Source organism: Pedobacter flavus (genome assembly GCF_036324285.1).
Lineage (GTDB): Bacteria > Bacteroidota > Bacteroidia > Sphingobacteriales > Sphingobacteriaceae > Pedobacter > Pedobacter flavus.
On record NZ_JAZDQU010000002.1, the window covers coordinates 262,108 to 274,550 of the forward strand.

The following is a 12,443-nucleotide window of genomic DNA, read 5'->3' on the forward strand; positions in this document are numbered from 1 at the left end:
CTCATCATCTTAGTTAATGAGCGAACAAATAAAGCATGAATGTGGCATAGCATTCATCCGCCTTCGGAAGCCCCTTTCGTATTATCAGGAAAAATATGGAACAGTACTTTATGGCCTAAATAAGCTGTATTTACTGATGGAAAAACAACATAATAGAGGTCAAGATGGCGCAGGCATAGCCACTATTAAGTTAAATATGAAACCAGGTAGCAGATATATTAGTCGCTATCGTTCCAAAGCAAAAAATGCGGTTTCAGACATTTTTGAATACGTCCAAAATAAGTTTGTCCCAATTCAAGAAAACTCTCCAGAGTTAATGAAAGACGCTGAGTGGCTTAAAAACAATGTTAGTTTTGTTGGAGAGGTTTTATTAGGCCATTTAAGATACGGTACTCATGGAAAAAACAGTATTGAAAATTGCCATCCTTTTCTGAGACAAAATAATTGGATGACAAGGAATTTGGTCTTAGCTGGTAATTTCAACATGACTAATGTTGATGAATTATTAGAGCAATTATATGAGCTCGGACAACATCCAAAAGAAAAAGCAGATACGGTAACTGTTCTTGAAAAAATAGGACATTTTTTAGATGATGAGAATCAGCAATTATTTGATTCCTTTAAACAAGAAGGAATTACAAATGTTGAAATCACAGAAAAAATATCGACTCATCTAAACATTCAAAAGATTTTAAAGAGATCTGCAAAAGATTGGGATGGTGGTTATGCAATTTCGGGAATTGTTGGAAATGGAGACGCTTTTGTGATGCGAGATCCAGCCGGAATTAGACCAGCTTTTTATTATTATGATGATGAAATTGTAATTGCAGCATCAGAACGTCCAGCAATCCAAACAGCTTTTAATATACAGTTTAATCAAATCAAAGAAATTAAACCAGGGCATGCTCTAATCATTAAGAAGGACGGACATGTTTCTGAAGAAATGTATCGCGAACCGGACGAAAAAAGAGCTTGTTCATTTGAAAGAATTTATTTTTCTAGAGGTAGTGATGCCGATATTTATAAAGAAAGAAAAAGATTGGGACAATTATTATGTTCGCAAATTTTAGAAAAGATTAATTACGATATTAAGAATACGGTATTTTCATTCATACCTAATACTGCTGAGGTATCTTTTTATGGCTTGGTAGAAGGACTAAATCATCATATTACCGAACAGTTAAGAAAACAACTTAATGCAAATAAGGAATCGCTTACAGAGGATTTAATTACAGAATTATTAAGTGTTCGACCTAGAATTGAGAAATTAGCTATTAAAGATGTTAAGCTAAGAACTTTTATTACTCAAGATGCAGATAGGCAAGATATGGTAGCGCATGTTTACGATACTACCTATGGCATTATTAATAATTATGAAGATACTTTAGTTGCTGTAGATGATTCTATTGTTAGAGGAACTACTTTAAAACAAAGTATTATTAAAATAATAGACAGATTACATCCTAAAAAGATAATTATTGTTTCTTCTGCACCTCAAATAAGATATCCGGATTGCTATGGTATAGACATGAGCAGGATGGGTGAATTTGTTGCTTTCGAAGCAGCTATTCAATTATTAAAGGAAAGAGGAATGGAGTCTTTAATAGAGGATGTTTATCAAAAATGTAAGGCTTCATTATCACTTCCAAAAACAGAGATGATAAATCATGTTAAGGAAATTTATGAACCATTTACTGATGAAGAAATTTCTGCTCAGATTACTAAAATAATTACCCCTGCAGGAACAAATGCCGAGGTAGAAGTAATTTATCAAACCTTAGATAATCTGCATATAGCTTGTCCAGATCATTCTGGAGACTGGTATTTTTCTGGGAATTATCCAACTCCTGGAGGAAACAAGGTAGTTAATAAAGCATTTATAAATTGGAAAGAAGGAAATAATCAAAGGGCTTATTAAATTAAGTCTTTTGATTATTTTAAAAGTACCAATGTTTTAGAATTAGTTCTAAAAAAATTCTGAGTGAAAATATTATAATAATTACGCCTGCAATTCTATTGAGGATAATTAATGTTTTTTCATTTATTCTATGCCTTAATTTTGCTGAATAATAAGTTTTTGCGACATCTACTGAAAATTGGGTAGACATAGCCGTTAAAAAGAAAGCAATTTTTTGATCCAGATTATAATGCAACTGTGCTGAAACAATACCCCCTACAATAATCCAAAACATATAGGTAGTGGGCGATAATATGCACATAAAGAAACCTTTGAGAATATATCCTCGTTTCTTGACTTTAATTTCGTCTGCAATATTATAATTGACTTTAGCCTTTCTAATTAGATAAAATAATCCGATTCCGAGTAAAAATGCACCCCCGCATAGCCCAATTACTTCGTAGTATTGAGCATTGATAGATACAATACTTGTTCCGTATAATGTTAGAACAACAAAAATTAGGTCGCTTAAAATAACACCAATTGCTAACGATAATCCTGCTTTAAATCCCTTTTCAATACTTGTTTTTATCATTGAAAAGAAAACAGGACCAGTTAGAAAGGAAAAAATTATTCCTGCCAAAATGCCTTGTAATATTGCTTCAATCATCCTCACGTTTTATTCAGGTCGCAAGATGCGATTTTTATGGTAAACTGAAAACAATTTTAATTTAAGATGTGATAAAATAGACTTTAAGAACCAATAATTTTTATTTATGTTTAGCGAAAATTATTTTTAAACAACCAAAAACTATTCATGGAACAAAATACAAAAACCAATTGGGGGCAGTTTATACCATTAGTAACTGTTTTTTTCTTTTGGGGATTCGTTGCGGCAAGTAATGATATTTTAATACCAGTTTTTAAAGAAGCTTTCAAACTTAGTCAGAGTGAAAGTCAATTGGTTTCACTTGCATTTTATATTGCCTATACAGTTGGCTCAATTATTTATTTAATTATTTCAAAAATAATTAAGACAGATTTAATTAATAAAATAGGTTATAAAAATAGTTTAGCATTAGGATTAACTATTTCGGCGATAGGAACATTGTTGTTTTATCCTGCAGCAAATTTAGGATCTTTCCCATTAATGCTTTCAGGATTATTTATTGTTGCGTTTGGTTTTTCATTACAGCAAACCGTAGCAAACCCATTAGCTATTGCATTGGGATCTATGCAAACAGGTTCGCAACGCTTAACTATGGCTGGAGGAATTAATAATTTAGGAACTACAATTGGTCCACTGATTGTTAGTTTTGCCATTTTTGGATCAGCAGTAAGTGGTAATTCACATATTAGTATTGAAGGGGTAAAAGTGCCTTATTTAATTTTGGGTGCTGCCTTTTTATTAGTTGCAATTTTCTTGAAGTTTTCATCTATTCCTGATCGCCCAGCAATGGTAGAGGTAGAGGTTAATGATACGGGATCTAAATCATCGGCCTTAAAATACCCACAATTGGTATTAGGTATGATTGCCATTTTTGTTTATGTAGGTGTTGAAGTATCTACGGCAAGTAATTTACCTGAATACATGGAAAAGGAATTGGGATTTGCGATTAAAGATATAGCTCCATACATTTCTCTTTATTGGGCAAGTATGATGATCGGTCGTTGGACTGGTGCTGTAGAAGCATTTACAAGTAATGTAAAAACACAACAGATTTTAAGATTTGTTGCGCCATATTTAGCATTTGGCGTGTTTTTGCTAGTAAATCTTATTGCAAAACATGACTTACAACATTTTTACGTTTATGGATTAATTATTTTAGTATTAATCATTGCAGATATAATAAGTAAGGGAAGTCCGGCAAGAATGTTAATGATATTTTCAATTATTGGAGTAATAGCATTATTGATTGGAATGTCTACAACCGGAATGTTAAGTGTGTATGCAATTACTAGCGTTGGATTATTCTGTAGTACTTTATGGCCATGTATATTTACATTAGCTGTAAGTGGATTAGGAAAAAATACCAGTCAAGGATCATCTTATTTAATCATGATGATTATGGGTGGAGGTATTATTAGTTGGTTACAAGGATATGTATCGGAATACACAGGCATACAATATAGTTATATTGTAGGTGTATTGTGTTTTGCATATTTAATATTTTATGCTTGGAGAGTTAAAGATATCTTAAAATCTCAGGGTATAAGCTTTGATACTAAAGTATCGGGCGGACATTAAAATTTATATTATTTAGGGAGGATACTTTAATTGGTGTCCTCCTTTTTCAATTCAGTATATTTTACACTAAAAATGATTAGAAAGGCCTATAACGAGATATTTATGAACCTGGCTGTAGATTTGGCCACACGATCTCATTGTGTGAGGGCGCAAGTTGGTGCAGTACTTACAAAGGATACACGTATTATTTCTATAGGTTATAATGGTCCACCTGCAGGAACTCATAATTGTGATGAAGAGTGGCCAGAAACGGGCTGTGCTAAAGATTCAAAAGGAAGTTGTTCATTGGCATTACATGCGGAGCAAAATGCAATTTTATACGCTATAAAAAATGGATCTAAATTAGATGGCGCTACACTTTATACTACTTTATCGCCATGTATTTCTTGTGCAAGAATTATACTTACATCTGGTATTAAAAAAGTTTATTTTCAAAAATCTTATGCAGCCTACAAAGGTATACCTAAAGATGAAGGTGTAGATTTTTTAACTAGATTTGGAGTAGAAGTTAATCAATTGCCTGAATAAGGGAAAAATTGAGCTAATTCTAATTATTTTTCATTTAATCTTCCCATAAATGTCCTTGGAAAATGGTAAATTTGTCCATGGCAGAGAAGATTATTATACTCGATTTTGGTTCTCAATTTACACAGTTAATTGCACGTCGTGTTAGAGAGCTTAATATTTATTGTGAAATTTATCCTTTCAATAACATTCCTCAATTTGATGGAGAAGTAAAAGGCGTAATTTTATCAGGTAGTCCTTATTCAGTAAGACAAGAAGACGCACCCCAAGTAGATTTAACGGAAATTCAGAATAAATACCCAATTCTAGCTGTTTGTTATGGAGCACAGTATATTGCACATATAAATGGAGGATCTGTAGAGGCTTCAAATACAAGAGAATACGGTAGAGCTAATCTTCAAACCTTAAATAATTCTAATCCTTTATTTAAAGGAATCGCAGTAGGTTCGCAAGTATGGATGAGTCATGGTGATACCATAACCTCAGTTCCGGAAAGTTTTGAAATTATTGCAAGTACAGATCATGTAAAAGTTGCTGCTTACCATATTAAAGACACCAATACGTTTGCTATTCAGTTTCATCCTGAGGTAACACATAGCATTGATGGTAAAAAATTACTTGAGAACTTTTTAGTTGGTATTTGTGGATGTTCACAAGATTGGACTCCAGATTCATTTATTGAATCGACCATTAATTCTTTGAGAAATAAATTAGGCAACGATAAAGTTGTTTTAGGTTTATCTGGTGGGGTAGATTCTAGTGTGGCGGCAATATTATTACACAAAGCAATCGGCACAAATTTACATTGCATTTTTGTGGACAATGGCTTATTGCGTAAAGACGAGTTTGCTCAAGTATTGGAGCAATACAAGCACATGGGACTTAATATTAGAGGAGTAGATGCTAAAGACCGCTTCTTAAGTCAGTTAGCTGGCCTAAAAGACCCAGAATTAAAGAGAAAAGCAATTGGAAGAGTTTTTATCGAGGTTTTTGATGATGCTGCCCACGAAGTAAAAGATGTGGTTTGGTTGGCTCAAGGAACCATCTATCCAGATATAATTGAATCTATTTCAGTAAAAGGTCCGTCTGCTACCATAAAATCACACCACAATGTAGGTGGATTGCCAGATTTTATGAAATTAAAAGTTGTGGAGCCTTTAAATACTTTATTTAAAGATGAAGTAAGAAAGGTTGGTAAAAGTTTAGGGATTGAAGATTTTATTTTATCTCGTCATCCTTTCCCAGGACCTGGTTTAGCGATCAGAATTTTAGGGGATGTAACGCCTGAAAAAGTTGATATTCTACAACAAGCTGATGCAATTTATATAAACATTTTAAAAGAAGAAGGGTTATACGATAAGGTTTGGCAAGCAGGAGCGATTTTCTTACCAGTACAATCGGTAGGTGTTATGGGGGATGAAAGAACCTATGAAAATGTAATTTGCTTAAGAGCGGTAGAATCTGTTGATGGAATGACTGCAGATTGGTGCCATTTGCCATATCCCGTATTAGCACGAATTTCTAATGAAATTATAAATAAAGTAAAAGGGATAAATAGAGTTGTTTATGATATTAGCTCGAAACCTCCTGCGACCATTGAGTGGGAGTAAAATAGTTATTTTATTCGTCTTATTTCTTACCTCTTGTAGCCCTAAAATTAGGCCTTCTAAAGATGAAGTAGATACTAAACAAGAAACAGAAAATTTAGAGGCCATTGCTAAAGATATAAATAGTAATGGCCCTGCTAAAATTTCATTGATATTGCCTTTTAATGCAAAGAAGGCGACTTTATCTACCGCTTCTAGTTTAGAAAATGCAACTATGGCCATAGATTTTTATCAAGGCTTTTTGATGGCTGTTAATGAAGTAGCAGAAGCTGGTAGAAATTTTCAATTGCAAGTTTTGGATAGTGAGCAATTAGGTAAAAATCTATCAAGCCATGCATTTAGCGAATCTATACAGCAGAGTGATTTAATTGTAGGTCCAGTATTCCCAGAAAATATAAAACAAATTAATGTAGGTGAGAAATACTTTGTTTCTCCTTTAGCTGCATCAGAACCATCGGAGTTTAATAAAAAGCACTTAATTTCTATTAACCCAAATATTAAGTTACATGCTGATAAACTTTCAAAGTTTATTAAAAAGACTTATGCTACGGAGAATCTAAAAGTCGTTTTGCTTCATCAAGCGAATAGTGATCAGCCATTTGGTGAACAGTTAAGACATCAATTCTTAAATACTAAGTTTGATTTTAGCGAGTATTTAAACATCAATGAATTTGAAACTAAAATTCAAAAGGGAGTAAAGTATATTATATTAATCAGTGCTTCAAATAGGGCAGTGGCAGCACCTACTATTGATAAATTAATTGCGCTTAAAAGGAAATATGATATCAGTATGGATGTATTTGGTCATCCTAATTGGCTAAAACAAAATTATACAATAGAAAAACTACAACTGTTAAACGTGGGTTTAACCACATCATATTTTATAAATTACAAAGATTTAAAAGTTATAGATTTTATAAAAAGGTATAGATCTAAATATAACTTTGAGCCCAGTGAGTATTCATTTAAAGGCTATGATACGGGGATGTATTTTGCTGAACTTATTGCTAAATATGGAGACAACTATTTTAGGCATTTAGACAACTTTACATTTGAAGGATTGCATAATAAATTTAAGTTTATAAAGGATCCAGCTTATGGATATATGAATATAGAACTAAATTTAGTGAGATATAAAAATCTTCAATTATATACAGTAAACTAAAATGAAGGTAGAACACCAGATACGTACTTTTGAATCTATTTTAAAAGCGTATAAACATGACATGCCCTTACATAGGTTCTTACCTAATTATTATAAGCAGCATAAGAAAATGGGTTCGTCTGATAGGCGATGGGCAAGCAGATATGTATATAGTTATTTTAGATTAGGTACTTCATTTCAAAGTTTAGATCATGTAGAAAAGCTGGGAATCGCCGATTTTTTATGCAACGAAACTGATTCGCTAATTGTAGCTAAAGTTCTACCTGAGTTAACAGCGCAACAATCATTATCTAAAATTGAAAAAGTTAACTTAATAAAAGCAAAATATCCTGATTTTGAACTTTCACAGCTATTTCCATTGTCTGGATATTTATCTCCAGGGATAGATCAACAAGAATTTCAATTATCGCATTTAACACAACCAGATGTGTTTATAGCATCAACTGAAAAAAATAGTTCTGAGATAGAAGAAATATTTATTGACTTGGGGATTCATTATAGACGCATAGGTAAAACAACCCTTGCATTCCCAAATAGTACTAAATTGGAAATGTTAATTCCAAAAAATATTGCCTATAGAATTCAAGATTTATCTTCTCAAACTACGGCAGATTTTATGGACCCTAAACCTTTCGAATATTGGTGGGATTGTTGTGCGGCATCTGGGGGGAAATCGTTATTGCTTCATCAAAAGGAGCCTAAAATTCAATTATTGGTAAGTGATAATAGAGAAAGCATGATTAATAATTTAAATTCTAGATTCGCTGAATTTGGAATAAAAAAATATCAAGCAAAGGTTTTAGATCTATTATTAAATAATGACCAGATACTACACAATTATGTATTTGATGGGATAGTTCTCGATATACCGTGTACTGGTTCAGGAACATGGGGTAGAACACCGGAAATGTTAACCAGTTTTGAGGAAAGGAAGATTGAGCAATTTAATCAACTTCAGAAATCTATATCCGGTAATGTTGTAAAATATTTAAAAATTGGAAAGCCATTAATTTATATAACCTGTTCTGTTTTTAAGAAGGAGAATGAAGATATAATTCAGTATTTGGTGGAAAATTTTCCTTTAAAATTAGAGCAGATGCAAACTATTAAAGGCTATACTGAAAAGGCAGATTCTATGTTTGTAGCCCGATTAATAAAGCAATAAAAAATCCCGCTTATTTCTAAGCGGGATTTTTTATTATTTGGCATTTTTAACATACTTGTCTAACCAAGTATTTATTTCCCATAATTGGTGTAAAATATTTTCTTGACCTCTATAGCCATGTCCTTCATAAGGTAAGAAAACAAACCTAGCGGTTCCTCCAAATCCTTTTATTGCATTAAATAAACGCTCACTATTAATTGGGAAAGTACCTTGGTTTTCATCCATATCGCCATGAATTAATAAAATTGGTGTTTTAATTTTATTGGCATAGCTAAAAGGACTCATTCTGTAATACAATTCTGGTGCATCCCAATAAGTACGGTCTTCGTTTTGGAATCCAAATGGCGTTAATGTTCTATTGTATGCTCCACTTCTCGCGATACCAGCTTTAAATAAATTGGTATGAGCTAATAAATTTGCGGTCATAAACGCACCATAACTATGTCCGCCTACAGCCATTCTATTTCTATCACCAACTCCCATTTCTGAAAGCTTATTAATTGCCGCTTCAGCATTTAATTGAAGTTGTTCTACAAAACTATCATTTGGTCTTTTTCCGTCTTGTGCTACAATTGGCATTTCTGCATTATCTAAAATTGCATAACCTTGAGTTACAAAAAACAAAGGACCTCCAGAACTAATCATAGTAAATTTATCCTGAGAACCTCTAATTTGGGCAGCATCTGCTGCTGAATTAAATTCTCTTGGATAAGCCCAAATAAGTACAGGAAGTGGGCCATCTTTTTCTTTATTATATCCTTTTGGTAAGTATAAATCGCCAGTTAAATCAACGCCATCTGCTCTTTTATAAGATATTTTTTGTTTGGTTACACCTTCTAATTGAGGATATGGGTTTTGGAAATCGGTGATTTTACGATCAGCAATTCTTAATACTAAATTTTTGATATAGTAATTTGGAACTTCTTTTTGCGATTCTCTTCTGGTAACAAGAACCAATTTCTCTGGATCTAAAATCTCATCAACAGTTTCAAAAGTTCCAGGGGCACTACGCCATATAATTTCGTTTTTCTTAGTTTTTAGGTCATACTTAGCTAAGAATGGCATATCTCCCTTTTCAGATGCACCAGTAGTATTATTCATTAATAATTTTGTTCCTTTGTCAACCAAATAAAGTACATTTCTTCCATAAATATTTTTCTTGGTATAAGGCGTTCCAGGGTTGTTATAAGCATCGGTAGTACTTCTTTCATAGAGAACTTCCATAGCCCCTGTAGTAGGGTTATATCTATTTACAACCGACATTTGTTTAGTTCTATTACTTTCATAAACCAATGCAAATTCTGGAGTTCCCCAAGTAATTCCGCTGAATCTCGATTTAGTTTTTAATAATTCAACCGGTTCTCCTGTAAACGGAGCAGGAAGTGCGTATAATGCATCATGGAATTCAACATTAGTTTTAAAAATACCTCCATCTAATGGTTTTACAAATGTAATTGTTGCAGGTTGATCATCTCTCCAGCTAAAACTTCTTTGAACATTTTGAACGTTATCGTATCCAGAAGGTCTAACCTCGGTTGAAGGTAAATCAACCAATTTTTTCACTACATTTCCTTTACGATCAGTAATATTAATAGTAGAAGGGAATCCTGAAGCTGAAACTAAATAAGAAAATGGTTTATTGATTACCCTAATCATTAAATAGTTTTTGTCGGGCGATGGAGAAACAGAAGTGTAAATTGCAGGTTTGCCAATTGGAGTTTCAACTCCATCTTTATTTTCTACCAACTGTGAAGTAGCAAAAAATTCAAATAATTGCTCGTCATATGGAGATTTAATTAAATCCTGAATGGTTGCACTTGGAGCTACTTTTCCTAAATTTTCTTGAATTACTGGTCCTTTTGGCATCAACGATTTAACAGGTGCTTGATTTGCCGGACGAATTGCAGTTCTATAAAGAATAGTAGAATTGTCAATCCAAGTAACTCCTCCACCTAAAATTAAGTTAATTGGATTTTTATTTACTTTAGTTGCTTTTTTAGTAGCGATATCTATTATGTATAAGTCGTTTTCGGTTAAACCAACGTTTACAAAAGCAATTTTAGATTCATCAGGACTCCAGCTGGTAGAAGTTGCATTCATTGGTGAAGGCAATCCAGAAATATTAAAAGAGGTATTAGATTTGATGTTTTTTAAAGAGAAGTTATTAATATAAGTTTGTCTGCTTAAAGAATAATTTCTTGGGTTAATGCGCATCCCTGCAATTTTATATTCAGGTTGAGCTAAATCTTCTACCGAAGGAAAAGAATTTCTTTCACTTAATAAAATCCATTCAGCCTTATTGTCAATAGAAACTGAAGGGGTTGCTTTTGCTAATAACAGTTCTGTTATTTCTTTAGCCGGTGTTTTATAGCTTAATTCATCTTGTGCAAAACTGGCACTAGACAATGCTATAAAAAATAAACTGGGGATCCATTTTTTAATCATATCGTTCGTTTTTATAAACTTAGTAAATAGGAATATCAATTCCTTAATGTATCAAAAATATTAAAGGTAAAAAGCTTTAAAATAGTATCCAATTAATTTGACTATTTTTGTATGTTAAAGAAAAATAAATTGGGATTAGAGGAATTAAAATTGAGTAAATCTTTGCATAATGCTATGCAAGATGCAGGATTAGCACAATCGCGAGAAATTCAAGTGAAAACTATTTCTAGGATTGTTGGTGGACAAAGCTTTGTAGCCATAGCACCATCGGAATCTGGAAAAACAACAGCTTATATTTTAGGCACATTAATGCGTTTTAAATATAGTTTGGATGAAGCTCCAAAAGTGTTGATTTTGGTTAAAGACCAGGAACGAGGAAACCAAGTTATTGAATTATTTAAAACATTAGCTAAAAATAGAGGGTTAAGAATTACAGGGCTATTTGGAACCGGGGGGATGGAAAATGAAATTTCTGAGTTAATGGAAGGTATAGATGTAGTGGTAGCTACACCTTCTAGAGCCAGAGCAGTTTATTTGAAATTGGGTTTAAATATGAATCGTTTACAAACCTTTATTATAGATGATGCTGATGAATTAATAGCTGCGGGTCAACAATTACCTATAAATGAATTAGCTAGAAGTGCTGGTAAATGTCAATATTTAGTATTTACTTCTGTTTTAACCAGAAAATTATCAGAGCAAATTTCATCATTTTTAGAGGACCCAACATTAATTGAAGTTAAAGAAGAACTAAACCGTGATGTTGCCTTGAATAATATTCAAGTCTTCGAAGCGCTTAATTTTCAAACAAAAATAAATTTGTTGCACTATTTTTTAAAGGAAGATAGTTTTTCTAATAAAGTGGTGCTTTATGTGAACTCTAGAATATCTGCAAGAAATTTGTACAAAGAAGTACAGCATTTAAATACGGTTATATTTAGGCCAATAGATTTCCATCAACAAGAGATAGAAGAATTAGAAATTTTCAATGAAGTAGAAGAATTAAATATTTTAATAGTTGCACACGAAAGTAATCCGGATTATACGATTCTTGAAAACTTACCAAGTATACATTTAGAAATATTGGATAGACCAGATGTTATGTCTTCTATTTTAACACTAAAGGAAGTTCCGGTAAATATCCAACTTTATATTAGTGATGCTGAACTAATTCATTTTAAAAGATTGGAAAATACTATTGGAAAAAAATTCGAATTTCTAGAGGTTCCAGATAGTTTAAAATCAATAAGCAACAAATCGAAAAAATCGATTAACAAAAATGAAACTGAAGATTCTGCTTTTCATAAAAAGAAAGAATCAAATTCTAAAACATTTAATTATGGTATTGGTGATAAACGTAAAATGAATAAGAAGAAAAAATATGGCTAAAT

9 protein-coding genes are annotated in these 12,443 nt (G+C 32.4%); 7 read left to right on the top strand and 2 right to left on the bottom strand.

The genetic code is table 11. The features are described 5' to 3' along the window. Positions 1-16: 16 nt before the first annotated feature. Positions 17-1,918, top strand: a complete 1,902-nt coding sequence (locus VRU49_RS07155) for a class II glutamine amidotransferase (protein WP_330146096.1) — start codon at positions 17-19, stop codon at positions 1,916-1,918. Positions 1,919-1,937: 19 nt separating this feature from the next. Here VRU49_RS07155 and VRU49_RS07160 read toward each other — a convergent pair whose 3' ends face one another. Further along, a complete protein-coding gene (locus VRU49_RS07160; RefSeq protein ID WP_330146097.1) occupies positions 1,938-2,567 on the bottom strand; it encodes a LysE family translocator in 630 nt (209 codons plus the stop codon). A gap of 147 nt (positions 2,568-2,714) precedes the next feature. Between VRU49_RS07160 and VRU49_RS07165 the strand changes: the two genes are divergently transcribed. The 5 genes from VRU49_RS07165 to VRU49_RS07185 all read left to right on the top strand — a co-directional run bounded on the left by VRU49_RS07165 (position 2,715) and on the right by VRU49_RS07185 (position 8,607). Further along, positions 2,715-4,145 (top strand): MFS transporter, encoded by a 1,431-nt coding sequence (locus tag VRU49_RS07165; protein WP_330146098.1) that lies wholly within the window; start codon positions 2,715-2,717, stop codon positions 4,143-4,145. A gap of 72 nt (positions 4,146-4,217) precedes the next feature. Continuing rightward, entirely contained in the window at positions 4,218-4,673 is a 456-nt protein-coding gene (locus VRU49_RS07170; protein WP_330146099.1) for a deoxycytidylate deaminase, read from the top strand. 77 nt (positions 4,674-4,750) lie between these two features. Continuing rightward, the gene (gene guaA / locus VRU49_RS07175) at positions 4,751-6,280 is read left to right on the top strand and encodes a glutamine-hydrolyzing GMP synthase (protein WP_330146920.1); all 1,530 of its coding nucleotides are present in this window, start codon (positions 4,751-4,753) and stop codon (positions 6,278-6,280) included. Next, the gene (locus VRU49_RS07180) at positions 6,237-7,442 is read left to right on the top strand and encodes an ABC transporter substrate-binding protein (RefSeq protein WP_330146100.1); all 1,206 of its coding nucleotides are present in this window, start codon (positions 6,237-6,239) and stop codon (positions 7,440-7,442) included. Before guaA ends, VRU49_RS07180 begins: the two co-directional genes overlap by 44 nt. A 1-nt stretch (position 7,443) precedes the next feature. Then, on the top strand, positions 7,444-8,607 hold the full coding sequence (locus tag VRU49_RS07185; protein ID WP_330146101.1) for an RsmB/NOP family class I SAM-dependent RNA methyltransferase: 1,164 nt from the start codon (positions 7,444-7,446) through the stop codon (positions 8,605-8,607). 33 nt (positions 8,608-8,640) lie between these two features. On the opposite strand, the gene VRU49_RS07190 is transcribed toward VRU49_RS07185, so the two are convergent. After that, positions 8,641-11,052, bottom strand: coding sequence for an alpha/beta hydrolase family protein (locus VRU49_RS07190; protein WP_330146102.1), 2,412 nt, complete (start codon positions 11,050-11,052; stop codon positions 8,641-8,643). A gap of 111 nt (positions 11,053-11,163) precedes the next feature. Here VRU49_RS07190 and VRU49_RS07195 point away from each other — a divergent pair, with 111 nt between their 5' ends. Beyond that, positions 11,164-12,441 carry a DEAD/DEAH box helicase gene (locus VRU49_RS07195; protein ID WP_330146103.1) on the top strand — a complete coding sequence of 426 codons (1,278 nt, stop codon included), beginning with the start codon at positions 11,164-11,166 and terminating at the stop codon, positions 12,439-12,441. Positions 12,442-12,443: the final 2 nt, after the last annotated feature.

Bases quoted from the DNA above. Each gene is read 5' to 3' on its own strand.
- guaA (WP_330146920.1), top strand. From the start codon at position 4,751: ATGGCAGAGAAGATTATTATACTCGATTTTGGTTCTCAATTTACACAG.
- VRU49_RS07155 (WP_330146096.1), top strand. From the start codon at position 17: ATGAGCGAACAAATAAAGCATGAATGTGGCATAGCATTCATCCGCCTT.
- VRU49_RS07160 (WP_330146097.1), bottom strand. From the start codon at position 2,567: ATGATTGAAGCAATATTACAAGGCATTTTGGCAGGAATAATTTTTTCC.
- VRU49_RS07185 (WP_330146101.1), top strand. From the start codon at position 7,444: ATGAAGGTAGAACACCAGATACGTACTTTTGAATCTATTTTAAAAGCG.
- VRU49_RS07195 (WP_330146103.1), top strand. From the start codon at position 11,164: ATGTTAAAGAAAAATAAATTGGGATTAGAGGAATTAAAATTGAGTAAA.
- VRU49_RS07170 (WP_330146099.1), top strand. From the start codon at position 4,218: ATGATTAGAAAGGCCTATAACGAGATATTTATGAACCTGGCTGTAGAT.
- VRU49_RS07165 (WP_330146098.1), top strand. From the start codon at position 2,715: ATGGAACAAAATACAAAAACCAATTGGGGGCAGTTTATACCATTAGTA.
- VRU49_RS07190 (WP_330146102.1), bottom strand. From the start codon at position 11,052: ATGATTAAAAAATGGATCCCCAGTTTATTTTTTATAGCATTGTCTAGT.
- VRU49_RS07180 (WP_330146100.1), top strand. From the start codon at position 6,237: ATGATATTAGCTCGAAACCTCCTGCGACCATTGAGTGGGAGTAAAATA.